The organism is Devosia epidermidihirudinis (assembly GCF_000971295.1).
Taxonomy (GTDB): Bacteria; Pseudomonadota; Alphaproteobacteria; order Rhizobiales; family Devosiaceae; genus Devosia; species Devosia epidermidihirudinis.
Window position 1 is genome coordinate 381097 of record NZ_LANJ01000011.1, and the last position, 14012, is coordinate 395108.

Annotated in this window: 25 protein-coding genes and 1 tRNA gene; 24 read left to right on the forward strand and 2 right to left on the reverse strand. The window is 59.4% G+C overall.

The window, feature by feature from the left end; genetic code table 11:
• Positions 1-9 precede the first annotated feature (9 nt).
• The 3 genes from WH87_RS18840 (at position 10) to WH87_RS04970 (ending at position 1377) form a co-directional block, all read left to right on the forward strand.
• The gene (locus WH87_RS18840) at positions 10-627 is read left to right on the forward strand and encodes a S24 family peptidase (RefSeq protein ID WP_052726302.1); all 618 of its coding nucleotides are present in this window, start codon (positions 10-12) and stop codon (positions 625-627) included.
• A 119-nt stretch (positions 628-746) separates the two neighbouring features.
• Complete coding sequence (locus WH87_RS04965) at positions 747-1073, forward strand: type II toxin-antitoxin system RelE/ParE family toxin (RefSeq protein ID WP_046138230.1); 327 nt, start codon at positions 747-749, stop codon at positions 1071-1073.
• Positions 1066-1377 carry an addiction module antidote protein gene (locus tag WH87_RS04970; protein ID WP_046138229.1) on the forward strand — a complete coding sequence of 104 codons (312 nt, stop codon included), beginning with the start codon at positions 1066-1068 and terminating at the stop codon, positions 1375-1377. The genes WH87_RS04965 and WH87_RS04970 overlap by 8 nt, the downstream gene beginning before the upstream one ends.
• Positions 1378-1710: 333 nt before the next feature.
• Here WH87_RS04970 and WH87_RS04975 read toward each other — a convergent pair whose 3' ends face one another.
• A complete protein-coding gene (locus tag WH87_RS04975) occupies positions 1711-2019 on the reverse strand; it encodes a hypothetical protein (RefSeq protein WP_156458089.1) in 309 nt (102 codons plus the stop codon).
• 173 nt (positions 2020-2192) lie between these two features.
• On the opposite strand from WH87_RS04975, the gene WH87_RS04980 reads away from it, so the two are divergent.
• The 21 genes from WH87_RS04980 to WH87_RS05075 all read left to right on the forward strand — a co-directional run bounded on the left by WH87_RS04980 (position 2193) and on the right by WH87_RS05075 (position 13441).
• Positions 2193-2489 carry a DUF6874 family protein gene (locus tag WH87_RS04980; RefSeq protein ID WP_046138629.1) on the forward strand — a complete coding sequence of 99 codons (297 nt, stop codon included), beginning with the start codon at positions 2193-2195 and terminating at the stop codon, positions 2487-2489.
• A 29-nt stretch (positions 2490-2518) separates the two neighbouring features.
• Complete coding sequence (locus WH87_RS04985) at positions 2519-2920, forward strand: hypothetical protein (RefSeq protein WP_046138227.1); 402 nt, start codon at positions 2519-2521, stop codon at positions 2918-2920.
• 5 nt (positions 2921-2925) lie between these two features.
• A complete protein-coding gene (locus WH87_RS04990; RefSeq protein WP_156458092.1) occupies positions 2926-3198 on the forward strand; it encodes a DUF6197 family protein in 273 nt (90 codons plus the stop codon).
• 326 nt (positions 3199-3524) lie between these two features.
• Positions 3525-3908 carry a hypothetical protein gene (locus WH87_RS19545; protein ID WP_156458094.1) on the forward strand — a complete coding sequence of 128 codons (384 nt, stop codon included), beginning with the start codon at positions 3525-3527 and terminating at the stop codon, positions 3906-3908.
• Positions 3905-4030 carry a hypothetical protein gene (locus tag WH87_RS20170; protein ID WP_281175166.1) on the forward strand — a complete coding sequence of 42 codons (126 nt, stop codon included), beginning with the start codon at positions 3905-3907 and terminating at the stop codon, positions 4028-4030. Before WH87_RS19545 ends, WH87_RS20170 begins: the two co-directional genes overlap by 4 nt.
• Positions 4027-4551: a siphovirus Gp157 family protein gene (locus WH87_RS05000; protein WP_046138224.1), complete on the forward strand. Its 525-nt coding sequence runs from the start codon at positions 4027-4029 to the stop codon at positions 4549-4551. Before WH87_RS20170 ends, WH87_RS05000 begins: the two co-directional genes overlap by 4 nt.
• 2 nt (positions 4552-4553) lie before the next feature.
• Complete coding sequence (gene bet / locus WH87_RS05005; protein WP_046138223.1) at positions 4554-5501, forward strand: phage recombination protein Bet; 948 nt, start codon at positions 4554-4556, stop codon at positions 5499-5501.
• 52 nt (positions 5502-5553) lie between these two features.
• Positions 5554-5769, forward strand: coding sequence for a hypothetical protein (locus WH87_RS05010; RefSeq protein ID WP_046138222.1), 216 nt, complete (start codon positions 5554-5556; stop codon positions 5767-5769).
• The gene (locus tag WH87_RS05015; RefSeq protein WP_046138221.1) at positions 5766-6161 is read left to right on the forward strand and encodes a recombination protein NinB; all 396 of its coding nucleotides are present in this window, start codon (positions 5766-5768) and stop codon (positions 6159-6161) included. Before WH87_RS05010 ends, WH87_RS05015 begins: the two co-directional genes overlap by 4 nt.
• Positions 6161-6559, forward strand: a complete 399-nt coding sequence (locus WH87_RS05020; RefSeq protein WP_046138220.1) for an HNH endonuclease — start codon at positions 6161-6163, stop codon at positions 6557-6559. Before WH87_RS05015 ends, WH87_RS05020 begins: the two co-directional genes overlap by 1 nt.
• Positions 6556-7755, forward strand: coding sequence for a hypothetical protein (locus tag WH87_RS19755; protein WP_197410724.1), 1200 nt, complete (start codon positions 6556-6558; stop codon positions 7753-7755). The genes WH87_RS05020 and WH87_RS19755 overlap by 4 nt, the downstream gene beginning before the upstream one ends.
• Positions 7752-8456, forward strand: a complete 705-nt coding sequence (locus WH87_RS18845) for a hypothetical protein (protein WP_052726300.1) — start codon at positions 7752-7754, stop codon at positions 8454-8456. Before WH87_RS19755 ends, WH87_RS18845 begins: the two co-directional genes overlap by 4 nt.
• Positions 8457-8464: 8 nt before the next feature.
• Complete coding sequence (locus tag WH87_RS18850; RefSeq protein ID WP_156458096.1) at positions 8465-9169, forward strand: MazG-like family protein; 705 nt, start codon at positions 8465-8467, stop codon at positions 9167-9169.
• Entirely contained in the window at positions 9169-9384 is a 216-nt protein-coding gene (locus WH87_RS05045; RefSeq protein WP_046138219.1) for a hypothetical protein, read from the forward strand. The genes WH87_RS18850 and WH87_RS05045 overlap by 1 nt, the downstream gene beginning before the upstream one ends.
• Positions 9377-9637: a hypothetical protein gene (locus WH87_RS19550; RefSeq protein ID WP_156458098.1), complete on the forward strand. Its 261-nt coding sequence runs from the start codon at positions 9377-9379 to the stop codon at positions 9635-9637. The genes WH87_RS05045 and WH87_RS19550 overlap by 8 nt, the downstream gene beginning before the upstream one ends.
• Complete coding sequence (locus WH87_RS05050; RefSeq protein ID WP_052726298.1) at positions 9634-10056, forward strand: thermonuclease family protein; 423 nt, start codon at positions 9634-9636, stop codon at positions 10054-10056. Before WH87_RS19550 ends, WH87_RS05050 begins: the two co-directional genes overlap by 4 nt.
• Positions 10057-10099: 43 nt before the next feature.
• Complete coding sequence (locus WH87_RS05055) at positions 10100-10363, forward strand: hypothetical protein (RefSeq protein ID WP_046138218.1); 264 nt, start codon at positions 10100-10102, stop codon at positions 10361-10363.
• Positions 10344-11429: a tyrosine-type recombinase/integrase gene (locus tag WH87_RS05060; RefSeq protein ID WP_245622316.1), complete on the forward strand. Its 1086-nt coding sequence runs from the start codon at positions 10344-10346 to the stop codon at positions 11427-11429. The genes WH87_RS05055 and WH87_RS05060 overlap by 20 nt, the downstream gene beginning before the upstream one ends.
• Positions 11430-11534: 105 nt before the next feature.
• Positions 11535-11608, forward strand: a tRNA-Cys gene (locus tag WH87_RS05065).
• A gap of 442 nt (positions 11609-12050) precedes the next feature.
• Positions 12051-12974, forward strand: coding sequence for a GGDEF domain-containing protein (locus WH87_RS05070; protein WP_052726297.1), 924 nt, complete (start codon positions 12051-12053; stop codon positions 12972-12974).
• A 149-nt stretch (positions 12975-13123) separates the two neighbouring features.
• Positions 13124-13441, forward strand: coding sequence for a hypothetical protein (locus tag WH87_RS05075; protein WP_156458102.1), 318 nt, complete (start codon positions 13124-13126; stop codon positions 13439-13441).
• A gap of 159 nt (positions 13442-13600) precedes the next feature.
• Here the strand turns inward: WH87_RS05075 and WH87_RS05080 are convergent, their stop codons facing one another.
• Positions 13601-13774: a hypothetical protein gene (locus WH87_RS05080; protein ID WP_156458104.1), complete on the reverse strand. Its 174-nt coding sequence runs from the start codon at positions 13772-13774 to the stop codon at positions 13601-13603.
• Positions 13775-14012 lie beyond the last annotated feature (238 nt).

The following is a 14012-nucleotide window of genomic DNA, read 5'->3' on the forward strand; positions in this document are numbered from 1 at the left end:
TTTCTCATAATGTTTTCTGGCAAACTCATAACCATGAGTGACCTAGCCGACAGATTGATGAAGGCCCGCAAACACGCAGGCTTCGATAGTGTGCAGCAAGCTGTTGATGCGTGCGGGTTCAAGTACCCGACATACGCTGGTCATGAGAACGGATCGTCGGGCTTCCGCGCGCCCACCGGGGCGATCTACGCAAAGCGCTACAAGGTCAGCTTCGACTGGTTGATGAATGGTCGCGGCCCAATGATCCCGGAGGGTGAGCGCCAGGTTCGCCTGTCCGGGTACGTGGGCGCCGGCCAAGAAGTTTACCAGTTTGACGACGGCAACGCAGGTTGGGTTGAGGCGCCGCCAGACGCAACCGATGCCACACATGCGGTAGAAGTCCAGGGCAACTCCATGCTCCCGCTCTATGAGACAGGCACCGTCCTTTACTATTCGAAGCTGCTCGCCCCCGAGAACATGACCGGCAAACGCTGCATCGTGAAACTCGAAGACGAGCGGATTCTGGTAAAGACGCTGCGGCGGGGCTCGCAGGCAGGACTATGGACTCTGGTCAGCCTAAACGCCGATGACATCGAGGACGTGGCGATTCAGTGGGCGGCTCCGATCGATTGGATCAAGCCCAGATGACCTCTGCCCGCGCACCAAAGCCAGCCCGAGAGTTGCGCCCGGCGCAACGCAGAGTTGATCATCTCGCGGGAACCATTCAGCCGTTCATCCCTTGTTAAGCCGTAGTGCATAGGCTACATATGACCTCGCCAGACGAAGAGATCGAAGTTTACAGAACCGACGTTTTTGACGTTTGGCTGGGAGGACTACGCGACCACAAAGCGGTTGCAAAGATCACGACGCGGATTGACCGGCTTCAGCTTGGAAATCCCGGAGATACTGAGCCTGTAGGCGAAGGTGTTTCCGAGATGCGGATAGACTATGGCCCAGGGTACCGGGTGTATTTCATCCAAAGAGGCAAGTTGGTCGTGATCCTGCTTTGTGGTGGCGATAAGTCCTCTCAAAAAGGCGACATAAAGAGCGCCAAGGCGTTAGCCGCAGAGATAAAGGACGCGTCAAATGGTTAATCTGCAGAAGTACGATAGTGCTGCCTACCTCAAGAACGACGAGGCTATTCTCATCTACCTTCAGGAAGCCATCGACAGCAATGATCCGAAAATGGTCTCCCATGCACTTGGTGTAGTCGCTCGAGCGCGTGGTATGTCACAGATCGCCCGCGAAGCTGGCGTTTCCCGCGAAAGCCTTTATCGCACCCTAAGCGATGAGGGGAATCCCGAATTCGGCACAGTCATGAAAATCGTGCGCGCGCTGGGAATGAAGCTGGCGGTAGCCCCGGCCAATAATGACAATAGTTGCCACGCGATGGCGTAGCGAGAAGAGCTGAGACCCACCGGGCCCGCCCTAGCCGGCGGGCTTTTTGTTGGCAAAAATACCGAGTTGCGCCGAGCCGCCCGAAAAGACACCATGAGCCGTCGCGAGGGGCCTGGGTGTATATGATCCCCCCAAGGCCTCAGCGCACCGAGGCTCTTCGCGACACCCTCCAAGTCTCAGCCTTCGCTGCTCCGGCGACTCTTTTCGTTGGAACCGATATCAACGAACGGCGTTTCACCGAACGGTGACCGACATCACCACAGGAGGTCTACCTGACGAGTGGTAGGCTTGTTGCAGCCCTAACTGCCCCGCTTAGGCGGGGCTTTTCTTTGGCTAATTCACCGCTGCGCCTACCCCCTCGTACAACTGAAGCGTGCTCACGAGATCCTGGATCACTTCAGGGGCGACAGGGTCGCAAATGTAGACGTGCTCGGGATCATCATTAATCCCATCACCCACCACCCCCATCATTGGAATGACGCGGAATTCGTCATTGTGGGCGAACTCGCGTAGCGGGTACCTCTCGAACTTGTAGCCCGGATATTCGCGGCCCAGCGCCGCCATCAGTAGGTCACGATCTTCGGGCGAGGCTGAGAATAGACGCCGAGGAAAGATCACCACAAACTCGCTGACTTCACGCATTTCGTTCTCCATTTGTTCTAATCATGAAGCATGGCACGGGCTGCCCTGTCGAGTCGGAAATCATTATGTCCAACACCCGCAATTATGATTTTCTCATAATTTTGCTTGCCAATGTATTATGAGTTTGTCATAACTCAGGCATCGAAACGGCTACGGCCTAGATGGAGGCAGCAATGACAAAGGCCCAATTCAGCAAGAATTCCGATCAGGCAGAGAAAGCCGCCAAGCGTTTCGAGACGATCGTCCCGAAGGCAAACCGCAAGGGCTATGCCCGGATCAATCTGGTGATGGACCTGACCGCCGCTGACGGCGTGAACGGGAACGCTGCTCTGGATTGGGACCGGCTGCTCGACGCCGACGACTTCAACTTCATGCACGATCTGGGCGGCATCTCGCGCCACATCGACCGCGCCACGGGCCGCATCGGTGGCCACTTCCTCCCCCGCTTCACCCTCAAGCAGGCCGCCTGACCGCAGCCATGCCCGCATAGGAGGCTACCGTGACCAAACCCGCAGCTACCTACACCCACTGGTTCATCTTCGACGGCGTCGGCGCGGTCGATGGAGAGATGTTCACCGACTACCAGAGACTGCTTATGGCTGTCGGCTGGCAGGACGCGGCTGACTACGTGGTGTGCGCCTTCGATCTCGGCCTTCCCGGCCAGCTCGGCAACTGGACCCACAAGGGCGAAACCCAGCTTGTCGATGTGACCAAGGAAGTCGCTGCTGACTGGTGGGAAAGCCGCTGGAACGACAGCTTCGAAAAGGTGCGGGCTGGCCAAGCTGACTTCTGCTTCCTCGCTCAGCATCACCGCAAAGAGCTGGACGCATTCATTGCCGATCACTTCGCCGTCGAGAACGCGGCAGATGCTTGGCGCGATGAACGCGTGGCTGCGGAGTGATGGCCATGGCAACCGTTCGCGAAAACCTGATCGCTGCACGAGCGCTGATCGATACGCCTGAGAAGTGGCGACACGGCTCTGAGCTTGCCACAACCCGGCGCCGGACCATCTTGTCCGCTCTCGACGAGGTTACAAGCGACCAAGCGACTTTCGAAGCGCTGACAGCGCAATCGCCACGCGGCGGCTTGGTGTTTTTCAACAAAGCCCCCGGCACCACCCACTCCGACATCATGGCCCTATTCGACCGGGCCATAGGTGCACAGGGCGATCCAGCATGACCACCACCCCCGTTGGCTCCGGCCGCACCCTGTTCCCCATCATCACCGATTTTCGCGCTCTCTGGCCTGTCTTGGCTCCGGCGCAACAGAAACCAGCAAAGGAAGTAGCCAGATGAGCGACTGCCGCACTTGCAAGCACAACACCTACGCTGGGAGCCCGGCGATCACTGCTTGGGTCGATTGCTCACACCCCATCACCATCGCAAAGACGCCAAAGCCTGAAGCTGGAGATCCAGCGTGGGTCAACTTCATGACTGCTGATCGGCCTACTTCGGAAATGGTGAAACTCATGAACGGCCCCAACTGCGCGGCTTGGGAGAAATCAAATGCTTGAGAAGAATGCAGCTTGGGAAGGCGGGAAATGCGGCGTTCCTATGTGGATGGGCGGCAGTCCAGCAGGGCACTGTGACAACGCAGCGTTTGGTCCACAGTACCCACGTGAAGTCATGGCCGACCACAACCCGCGCTATATCCTTGACCGCCCGCCGCATTGCCCTCCCGGCCCATGTTGCCCGATGCACGGCGGACCTGCCGAAGGCCAGCCCATCGTATTCCAGGACGGCTACACCGAGAAGGGCCGCCCAATGTACTGCGCCGTCATGCCGGGGTTCATCAACCTTCAGGAGAGCCCTGCCGGTTTCAGCGGCGACGGTCGAACAGCGATAGCCAATCTTCGCGCAGCCATCGCCAAAGCCGAGGGCCGCTCATGACCCCGCAAAACCCCATTCCCCTCACCTTCTCCGAGCAGGTGAACGAAGGGCTGTGGCTGCTGCTGACCTTTGTGGTGTCAGCGCCGGTCATCTTCACAATCGGCGATTGGTGGGCGCTATGAGCGCGGCGGAAACCGAATACACGCTCCGCCGTCAGACCGAAGCCGCCAAGTCGCTGCTCTCTGGGCTGCGTGCAGATGGCGAGGATGATGCCGAGCTGGTCGCTGATGCCATCGAGGGCGAAACCGATTTGCTGGAAGCCATCAGCGAGGCGCTTGCCGCCAACGATGATGACGAAGCGTTGGTGATCGGCCTCAAGGCCAAAGAGGGCCAGTTTGAGGCCCGTCGCAACGCCATCCAGAAGCGCATTGAGCGCCGCACGGCCCTGATTGAGCAGGCGATGGTTGCCACTGAGCAAACCACGTTCCGCCTGCCTACGGCTACGCTGACGCTTGCCAAGCGCGCTCCCGGCGTCGTCATCGCAAACGAAGCGGACATTCCGGCCCGCTTCTGGATCGCGCAGGAGCGCCCTGCCCCAAAACTAGACAAAGCGGCGCTCAAGGAAGCGCTGAAAGCCAAAGAGGCGGTGCCAGGCGCATCGCTCGACAATGGCTCAGTGTCGCTCACAGTTCGGAGGAAATAGCCATGAACGCTATCACCGCATTTGACCTTTCGCCGCGCCAGATCACCCTCGTTCAGCACACCGTCGCCAAGGATTGCAACGCGGACGAATTCAACCTCTTCATGGAAGCGGCTCGATCTTACGGGCTCGATCCATTCCGCAAACAAATCCTGCCCCTGGTGTTCGGTAAGAACGCGAAGGACCAGTCCAAGCGCCGCATGTCCATTGTGGTCAGCCGCGACGGCCTGCGCGTCATTGCCCAGCGCTGCAAGAACTACCGCCCCGCGTCCGAGAAGGCCGAGTGGGAGACCGACCCCGATCTCGTCGGCCCGTTGAACCCAAAGGGCCTGATCTCCTGCACCGTTTACCTCTGGCAGCAGGACAGTCGCGGTGAATGGTTCAAGGTCAAGGGCGAAGCCGAGTGGGACGAGTTCGCGCCCGTCACCGACGAATGGGGCGAGAACGAGCAAGGGCAGCGCAAGCCGACCGGCCGCAAGACAATCGATGCCTCCGGCAACTGGGTGAAGATGCCCAAGGTCATGCTCGAAAAGTGCGCCGAGGCCCAAGCCCTGCGCGCGGGTTGGCCCGATGCATTCGGCGGCGTCTATGTCGAGGAAGAGCTAGACCGCGCCAAGGTGATCGACGCCACGGCGACCGAGATTGTCGCGCAGGAAGCCGAGGAACAGCGCATGCGCCGGATCGGCGCCGCCGATGCCATCACCATCACGTGGGGCAATGGCTGGGCGCTCGAAAACGTGCCGCTCGGTGAGTTCGCCGACCGCTGCCTCGATTTCATCACCAACACGCCAAAGCCCGACGTGGCCCTTTGGGCTCAGGCCAACCGCGTCGGTCTCCAGCAATTTTGGGCGAAGCAGCCGGGTGACAGCCTTGCGATCAAGCAGGCCATCGAAGCCAAGGCCAAAGAGCCCGATCCAAAACCAGAGCCCGCGAAAGAGACGCAGGCCGCTTAATCCCCATGCAAGGGAGGCGGGGTCGAGCCTAACAAGCGCCCGCCGAAATTCGATGACCAAAGCAGCACTAGACGCCAAGGCCGCACTCGTCACGCAGATCCAGACCGTATTGCGGGCGGCGCGTGATGATCGCAACGGCGCAAAGCTCCGCGAGGGCAATGTTCTGATGCTGTCGGATGCGTTCATGCGGCTGCCGCTGGAGAGCCAGGCTGACTTGCAAGCGCTCTACCGAGAGGCGTTTCGAGCTGTGTCGGGGGCATTCGCATGAGCCGCGCAACCGTCATCCTCAACGGCAAAGCCGACCGTGAAAAGGTCTGCCGCTGGGCCATGGGCGTTCCTGCCGGCACTCGCGTCGAGTTCAAGGAGGTTAAGCGCACCCTGCCCCAGAACGATCGCATGTGGGCCATGCTCACCGATCTATCCCAGCAGGCAACCCTTGGCGGCAAGCAGTTCGCGCCCGATCAGTGGAAGGTCATCTTCCTTCACGCGCTCGGTCAGGAAATCCAGCTTCTCCCAAGCCTGGATGGCCGCACCTTCGTGCCATGGGGCCAGTCGTCATCCGATCTGACCAAGGACGAAATGACGGGGCTGATCGAGCTGATGTTCAAGTTCGGCGCCGAGCATGGCGTTCAGTTCCAAGATGATCGGGTGGCAGCATAATGGCCCGTTCAGTCCCCGAATGGATCGGCAAGACCGACGACGCCAAGGTGCCACCCCGCGTGCGCCTCAGCATCTTCGAGCGCGAAGGCGGCAAGTGCTGGATCAGTGGCCGCAAGATCCGCCCCGGTGAGCCTTGGGACTTGGACCACAAGATCGCCCTCATCAACGGCGGGGAGCATCGGGAAAGCAACCTGTTCCCGGCCCTGCGCGACAAGCACCGCGAAAAGACCCGCGAGGACGTCGCTGAGAAGGCTCAGGTCGCCGCCGTCCGCAAGAAGCACCTTGGTATTCGCAAGCCGTCTCAAATGCGCTCAGCGGGCTTCCCTGCCCGTCCCAAGCAAAACACCGCAACCGCCCCGCTCAAGAAGCGTGTGGGCTATTTCGAGGACGCCCAATGACCTCTGATCGAGTATCTGACGAACGGCCCGAGGGGCACTACTGGACGCGCTGGGGCAGCAACCCGAATTGGGACGTCATGTTCTGGCGTGAAGGCTATTTCTGGGACCAGCAGGATTGTGGCTACCTTCCCGAGAATTTCGGCGAGATTGGCCCCCAAGTGCTCCCACCAGGCGATCTCCGCTCCCCTGTGACGGGAAGCGATGAGATGGTGGAGCGGGTATATCAAGCGGCGCTCAATAGCTCGCATAGCATCAGCCATGAGAAGGTCATCCTCTTTTATGAAGCGGCCAAGCCGGGGAAGAACGCTCTGAACCAGCTCCATCTTCGCCTCACCGCCGCCCTCGTTCCTGCTGAACAGGAGGGGCATCAGCGGCGCGTTGCGGCGTGGATGCAGGAGTGCTTTGGGGCCGAAATCACGGCCGACAAGGTGGAGCGTGTGGACCGCTTCATTGAGGAAGCCCTTGAGCTTGCCCAGGCAACCGGATGGACGGCTGACCGCGCACATGCCTTGGTGGATTACGTGTTCGGTCGGCCTGTTGGCGAGATTGGGCAGGAAGTCGGCGGCGTGATGGTCACACTCGCCGCCCTTTGCAACGTGTTCGACATAGACATGAACGCCGAGGCCAAGCCCGAAGTTGATCGCATCACTCAGCCTGAAATCGTGCTGAAAATCAGAGCCAAGCAAGCAGCGAAGCCAACAGGGTCGGCTCTGCCTATCGCCCCCACCCCAGGCGGGGATAACCGGGTCGTGGCTTGGTGCCCAGACGTTTGCCCGCTCACGCAGCGCCCGTTCTTCATGTGGATCGACGGCGAGCCGACATACGGCGGACCATTCGACAGCTACACCATCCCAACGCGCGATGCCGAGGGCGAGTTTTCCTGCCGACGCTATGACCATGACGAAGGCGGCTGGAAGGATTGGAGCGAAGGTCTGTCGATCAAGGTCGTGGACGAAAGCGACTGGCTAGGCCTTGAGGATCGCGCCGAAACCGCCGAAGCCAGTCTTGCCGCCGACCGTGAGGCATTGAAGCCGTTCGCTTCCTATATCGAAGTGCGGGATAAAAACGATCCCGACATGCCCGACGACTTGGTGGTCTCCGCTTACGTTGCCGAGTTTCGCGGCTCAGCCGTTCGGATCACGCTTGGAGATTTCCGCCGCGTCCGCGCCGCCCTTGCTGGGAGTAACGGGGAATGAGACCGTTTTTCAGCTACTACGGCGCGAAGTGGACGGGAGCCAAGCACTATGGCCCGCCTCGGCACGATCTCGTAATTGAGCCATTTGCTGGGTCTGCCAGCTACGCGACCCGATGGAATTGCAGGCGGGTCAAACTCTACGATGTCTCGCCGGACATTTGCGATCTGTGGTCTTGGCTGATCGGGTGCAGCGCCGAAGACATTGCCAACATACCAGATGCCTTTGAGGACTACTCTGAGGTGCTTGCTCTCCCGCGCGGACCCCAGCTACTTGTGCGGTTCTGGATCTCGAAGGGGCGCGCCGAGCCATCAAGGACGATTTCGCCGTGGTACTTTCAGTGGCGCAGTTCGTCCGATTGTCGCGTTTGGGGCCCCGCCGTCAAGCGTCGGATCATCGAGCAAAAACCGCTGATCGAGCATTGGACGATTGACCGCAAAGCGTGGTGGGAGATCGAAGTAGAGACTGCCCACTGGCACATCGACCCGCCGTACAACAACGACGCAGGCCGTCGCTACCCACACTCGTCTCTTAGCTTCTCTTCATTGGCGTCGTGGTGCCGGGGTCTGCCTGGTCCGGTCGATGTTTGCGAGAACGTCGGAGCCGACTGGCTCCCATTCGAGCCGCTCTACGACGTCGTGACCTCCCGCGGGCGTCGAAGCGGCGCTGTCTCCAAAGAAGCCGTGTGGAGGAATGCAGCATGACTAGCCCCATGACTGAAACAGCCAAGCTAGAGGCGCTGATCACAGACATTCGCGAGCTGATCCGGGCCGCGTGGACGCTCTGTGACAACACTGGCAACGAGAACCCGCCCGAAGTGGATCAGGGCGATTGGAACAAGCTATCGGCAGCGCTTGACAAGCTCGACCAGTTGCCAGAAGTGCCGGACCTTGTTGCTGGCCCGGCAACCAAGGCCGAGTATGTGCTCACCCGCGCCCTCTCTGTCTCCCGTCCAGTAGTGGAGGGGCTGGAGGATGTGAAGGCCGCACTGATTGAGCGTGTGAAGAAGGACGGCCCTCTCGTGGCTTGGGAGATTGAAGAAGTTCTCTCCTCGCTCTCCCCACCAACGGGAGGGGTTTCAATCGATCAGCTGCAGGCCGCGCACATCGAGCGCCAGGAAGAATGGTGTCCTGATCAGAAGCCCGACCTGTCGTTTCGCGGCAACGAGATGGGCGGGGAATGCGGCGAGGCCCAGAACGTCATCAAGAAGCTGGAGCGTGAGCGTCACGGCTGGCGCGGATCGCGGGACACCGTGGAGCACCTAGGCCAAGAACTGGCCGATGTCGTCCACACCGCTGTCCTCTGCGCGATCACGGCGGGCATAGAGCTGGGGCCGTATGTCGTCGCCAAGTTCAATGAGACCAGCGAGAAAAACGGCCTCTCGACGTTTCTCCCCTCACCCCCGGAGGCAGAATAATGGCGAAGCTGACGAAGGCGCAGGTGAAAGCTCTAACTGAACTGCGAGACGACACCCGATTTGGGTTCAGGAACGCCAACCTTGGCAACAGGACCGCCGTGGCTTTAGAAAAAATCGGCCTTGTAGAGTGGCGTTCGGGCCGATTTTTCGGTGGTCGTTACTACATCACCCCTGCCGGTCGCTCTGCCCTCACCAAGGAGAAGCAGGATGGGTAAGGCATCGGACACCTGCATAACGCAGAAGTACCTGCGCCGCTGGCCGACCAGCAAGCGCGCCCGTTCCTGGGCTGGACGAATGGTTCATATTCGAACGGAGAACGGCGTCTGGCGCACTGGCGGATCGGGCTACACCTATCCCCACACGCCTGAGGCTTGGGTTCTGCCATTTGAGGAAGCGCAGCGACAGGTCAACCACTGCGGGCCGGAGAAACAGGCCTCATTCATCCTCGCCAAGGAGCTCACCCCATGAGAACGAACTGGAAGCACGCCCTCGCCGTCCTCACCACCCTGCTCCTAGCCACGCCCGTCTTGGCGCAGCCACTCCAGCTCTGCGGCAATCAGCGGAACACGCCAACCAAGACCTGCGTCGTGGATGGCGACACGCTCTGGCTGCAAGGCGAGAAGATCAGGCTCAAGAGCTTCGACACGCCGGAGACCCAAGGCAGCCAGTGCGGCGGAAAGGCCGAGGTCGCGCTTGGCAACCGTGCCGCTGCGCGCCTGCTTGACCTGCTGAACAACAACAGGTGGACCATCGAGCGCTTCGGCAAGGATCGCTACCGGCGGACGCTGGCCACTATCCGGATCAATGGTGCCGATGTGGGCGACATCCTGATCAGCGAGCGCCTGGCGCGCCGCTGGCCCAATGGTGATGAATGGTGGTGCCGATGAACCACGATTCTGGGATTAGATATTGGGCTCGGGAGGTGCGGGGATGAAGCTTGCAACCTCGTCATTGCCGGATTGGCCGGCAGCGATGAACCAGCAGATGGCCGCAGCTTACTGCGGCATATCTGTCGACACCTTCGTTTCCGCCTGCCCCGTCACGCCGGTGGTCATCACCAAGTCGAACGCAGGAAAACGGTACCTCCGGGTCCGGCTGGACGAATGGCTGGTCTCTCTAGACAATCCCGCCCCAGCGAAACGCCAGGGAATGGGAGCACACAGGCTTGCCAACCGTGAAGCTCAAAGGGCTTAATATCCGCAAGAACCGGGTGGGGAAGTGGTATGTGTCCCTGCGCGCCACTGGTGTGCAGCTGGGCAGTGCTCCCGATCGCCGAGCGCTTGATGCGCTTATGGCCTCCCCTGCCTTTCTGGCCGAGTACTCACGTGCGAGTAAGAGCGGCGTGAGGCTTTCCTATGCAACTGGCTCGCTCGGCGCGCTGATCGCTTGGTACAAAACGAAGACTCGATACACGTCCCTCGCTGATCGCACGAAGGCCGACTACGCCAAGGCCGAAAAGTTCCTCGATGGGTCGCTGGACTATGCTGTCAGCGCCATCGAAAAAGCCGATGTCGTCGAGCTACGTGACCAAGCGGCGAACGAACACAACGACAAGTTTTCCGACCACGTGCTGGCGTTCATGTCCGCTGTGTTCAGCGAAGCGTGTGAGCGTGGTGAGATGAAGGACAATCCCGTTCTTGGCGTGCGGCGGCTCTACAAGGCCAATGCGGGCGCCAACAGACGTTGGAGCGATCCTGAATGGCGCGCAGCTTTAGCGGCGGCCCCTGCTCACCTGCGGGCCGTTCTGTCGATCGCGAAGCATTGCGGGCTGCGGGGGCAGGATATTGCAGTGCTCACCTGGGACAATTATCGCGATGATGTGGAAATGGAGAAGGTGCTGGCTTTCATTCCACGCAAGAATGGTGACCGGGTTGGGGAGATCACGATCGGAGTGCCAGCGGCATTGCGGAGCCTGCTCGACGCAATGAAGGCGGGTGACGGGATTGTGCAACCAGCGGGCAACAGTCCGATATGCCGCAACAGCCTTGGCAAAAAGTATCCGAGCGAAAATGCGATGCGCAAAGCATGGCAAGATTTTAAGGCGTCCGAATCGTTCAAGTCGGCACTACCGAACTCCGGTGATCTCACCCTGCACGGCCTGCGCGTGACCTTCAGCAGCGAGTTGAGAGAACAAGGGTTCACCGACCGAGAGGTTGCGGATATGCTCGGCGACCTGTCGGAGGGTATGGGAAAGCGCTACTCGCGTGGCGCAGAAATGCGCAAAACCAGCGTTCGCGTGTTCAAGCGAAGGGCCGAATAACGCTGGCTGGGAACGCTTCAAGAACCAATTTTGCACACACGCATCGGTTGTGTGTGCAACTCCAGCTTGACAGTTTGGGGCAAACGCCAGAAAAGGCGGACGTGAGGCCACGTGGCGGAGTGGTGACGCAGCGGATTGCAAATCCGCGTACTCCGGTTCAATTCCGGACGTGGCCTCCAACATGTTTTCCCGACATTGATATCATTGAGAAATATGGGCCGTTTTGTCCCACTTCTCACCACCTCCAAAAGGTGGGACATTTTCGTTCCTGAAATGATCGTTGCCGACCAGCTTTAGAGCCGTCGTTGCTCTCATCGGGTACGCTCCAATTCTCCACTGAAAACAGAAAAAACCCGGCCTTTCGACCGGGGCCTTCGATGTGCGTTGGCGGACTAGGCGGCGTGTTGGATTTGAGCGGAGATCATTGCGACCAGTTCCGATAGCGGGCTCGAGGAGACGAGTGGCTTGAGCGTTGCGAGCTTGGCCATCACCCAAATCCATTTCTTCCGGCCGGTGGCGAGAGTTTTGTTGTAGTCTTTCGATGTTCGGGGGGAACAGAACACTGAGCAAGCGGTTTCGGCCAGCTCGCGGCAATTTTTCTCGGTCCGGCGGCATCATTCCATGGCGACCCCCACCCCCTCGCACTCAGACTTCGATCTCCACACGATTTATCAGAACCTGCCCATAGCCCTGTGCCTCGTTGGAAGAGAGGGGCAACTGCTGGTGGTTAACTCCATCCACGCAAAACTGGCGGGCCGAGAAGCTGAGGAACTGATTGGGGCAAGGGTTGCAGACCTCCACCCACAAGGGGGGCTTAATGTTATCCGAGACTTTGAGGCGTTCGATCACGGCCGGACCGTTCCTGACCACGAGCTAGAGATACGGGGACGGCTCTATCTCGTCTCAACTTCCCCCGTACTAAACGCTAGTGGCGAGGTCATGGCGATCTCCGTGGCACATATCGATATCACGGAGAAAAAAGCCGCTCAGTTGGAGACCTACCGGATCAATCGCGCGCTGGAGGAGCTGTCGATCCGAGACCACCTCACAGGCGCATTTAACCGCAGGGAGTTTGATCGCCTTATCAAGCAGTTTTCAAAGGGCACGCGTAACGATCAGGACTTTTCCTTGATCATGTTCGATGTGGATCTCTTCAAGAGTTTCAATGACTTGTACGGTCATCAAGCCGGAGATGATTGCCTGCGCTCTGTGGCGAAAGCAGTCAAACGGTCTTTACGCCAAGCTGAATCCGCCCTTTGCAGATACGGCGGCGAAGAGTTTGCGATTTTGATCAAGCACCCAGACCCAAAGGTCGCCCTCAAGATTGCTCAGCGCATCACCCGCGCTGTCCAAAGGATGGCCATCACTCACTCCAGCGGTGTGGAGGGCGTTGTAACGATCAGCTGTGGGGTGGCAACGTCTCAGAGGTCCGACATGCTACGGCCCGCAGAATTACCGGCACAACTAATTGGTCAGGCTGACGCCGCGCTCTATGCGGCTAAGGAAGCGGGCCGCAACACAGTACGCAGCTTCCCCGTAGAGTGATCCGCTATCCGACCCTCCCCTGGCTGTTATGCCAAGGGCTCATCAAAGAAAGCGCAGCAACGTGACTACTTGCACGCCCATGCTAAGTGGCTTGCAACTACGTCCAGTTGCAGAGCATAAATCCAAGCATTGAACTTGGGATGGCCCAGATGAACTTGAAATTGCTTGCGGCTTCTTTGTTTGCGATTTGCTGCGTTACTGCGCCCGCCGTTGCCCAAAAGAGCCCTTTGAAGAACGGGGATTATGTCTGCCGGAACAAGGGACAGATCACTGGCTCCTTTTCAGTGACCGGACCAACGACCTATGTCGACAGCGACGGACGGAAGCGCTCGCTTCAGTATGACAAGGGCCTGAACGTCCTGAATTTCGATGACGGCAAACAGTATTTCGTCGGCCGAGAGGACCTATTGGTCCTCGTTGTGAACGGGCAAATGAGCAAGCACGGATGCATTCGACAAAGCCGCTAGGAACGTTAGTGCACGCGCTTCCAGGACTCTACTTCTGGCTGTTATGCCAAGGACTGGGTGGTTAGGCGGCGCGGAGCCAGGGGTTGGGTGTGATCCCAATCGGCACAATCGCGAAACCTGACGGGGCCAAACCCGGCATTTCAGGGCGCACTTGCCCAATCACCAGGCGGTGAAATCTCCCCCGGAGTTACCGACTTCCCAAGCCAGGTCCCAGTTCAGCTCATCGGCGTTCTTTTTACCGCGATGAGGGTTTGTGTCTTTGTCCTTTTCGGTCGCCCCGGCGGTCCAACCGGCCAAGCGCACTTTTTCTTCCTGCAGGCGTTCGGCCGTCATTTTGGGCACCACGTCTCGTTCTCCATAGGCGTTTTCCATTGGGTCTGGGCTACAGCAGTATATGTGCGCTGAACAGCTCACTCGAATACCGCATTCGCGCCGCATGCAGATATCCATCCGGCCACGCGGATGACAGGCGGCTATAAGACCTCTTCTGTTCTCCGATGCTACCAGCCCTCCAAGCCGGAACATTACACCAATCATTACAATGGGATAGGGGCGCTTCGCAGATAAGCGC

Coding starts and splice junctions, on each gene's coding strand:
- WH87_RS04975 (WP_156458089.1), bottom strand. CDS start 2,019: ATGCGTGAAGTCAGCGAGTTTGTGGTGATCTTTCCTCGGCGTCTATTC.
- WH87_RS05070 (WP_052726297.1), top strand. CDS start 12,051: ATGGCGACCCCCACCCCCTCGCACTCAGACTTCGATCTCCACACGATT.
- WH87_RS20170 (WP_281175166.1), top strand. CDS start 3,905: ATGACCCCGCAAAACCCCATTCCCCTCACCTTCTCCGAGCAGGTGAAC.
- WH87_RS19755 (WP_197410724.1), top strand. CDS start 6,556: ATGACCTCTGATCGAGTATCTGACGAACGGCCCGAGGGGCACTACTGG.
- WH87_RS05075 (WP_156458102.1), top strand. CDS start 13,124: ATGAACTTGAAATTGCTTGCGGCTTCTTTGTTTGCGATTTGCTGCGTT.
- WH87_RS19545 (WP_156458094.1), top strand. CDS start 3,525: ATGCTTGAGAAGAATGCAGCTTGGGAAGGCGGGAAATGCGGCGTTCCT.
- WH87_RS05015 (WP_046138221.1), top strand. CDS start 5,766: ATGAGCCGCGCAACCGTCATCCTCAACGGCAAAGCCGACCGTGAAAAG.
- WH87_RS04990 (WP_156458092.1), top strand. CDS start 2,926: ATGGCAACCGTTCGCGAAAACCTGATCGCTGCACGAGCGCTGATCGAT.
- WH87_RS05080 (WP_156458104.1), bottom strand. CDS start 13,774: ATGACGGCCGAACGCCTGCAGGAAGAAAAAGTGCGCTTGGCCGGTTGG.
- WH87_RS04970 (WP_046138229.1), top strand. CDS start 1,066: ATGGTTAATCTGCAGAAGTACGATAGTGCTGCCTACCTCAAGAACGAC.
- WH87_RS05050 (WP_052726298.1), top strand. CDS start 9,634: ATGAGAACGAACTGGAAGCACGCCCTCGCCGTCCTCACCACCCTGCTC.
- bet (WP_046138223.1), top strand. CDS start 4,554: ATGAACGCTATCACCGCATTTGACCTTTCGCCGCGCCAGATCACCCTC.
- WH87_RS05045 (WP_046138219.1), top strand. CDS start 9,169: ATGGCGAAGCTGACGAAGGCGCAGGTGAAAGCTCTAACTGAACTGCGA.
- WH87_RS18850 (WP_156458096.1), top strand. CDS start 8,465: ATGACTGAAACAGCCAAGCTAGAGGCGCTGATCACAGACATTCGCGAG.
- WH87_RS19550 (WP_156458098.1), top strand. CDS start 9,377: ATGGGTAAGGCATCGGACACCTGCATAACGCAGAAGTACCTGCGCCGC.
- WH87_RS04965 (WP_046138230.1), top strand. CDS start 747: ATGACCTCGCCAGACGAAGAGATCGAAGTTTACAGAACCGACGTTTTT.
- WH87_RS05010 (WP_046138222.1), top strand. CDS start 5,554: ATGACCAAAGCAGCACTAGACGCCAAGGCCGCACTCGTCACGCAGATC.
- WH87_RS18845 (WP_052726300.1), top strand. CDS start 7,752: ATGAGACCGTTTTTCAGCTACTACGGCGCGAAGTGGACGGGAGCCAAG.
- WH87_RS05055 (WP_046138218.1), top strand. CDS start 10,100: ATGAAGCTTGCAACCTCGTCATTGCCGGATTGGCCGGCAGCGATGAAC.
- WH87_RS05020 (WP_046138220.1), top strand. CDS start 6,161: ATGGCCCGTTCAGTCCCCGAATGGATCGGCAAGACCGACGACGCCAAG.
- WH87_RS05000 (WP_046138224.1), top strand. CDS start 4,027: ATGAGCGCGGCGGAAACCGAATACACGCTCCGCCGTCAGACCGAAGCC.
- WH87_RS18840 (WP_052726302.1), top strand. CDS start 10: ATGTTTTCTGGCAAACTCATAACCATGAGTGACCTAGCCGACAGATTG.
- WH87_RS04980 (WP_046138629.1), top strand. CDS start 2,193: ATGACAAAGGCCCAATTCAGCAAGAATTCCGATCAGGCAGAGAAAGCC.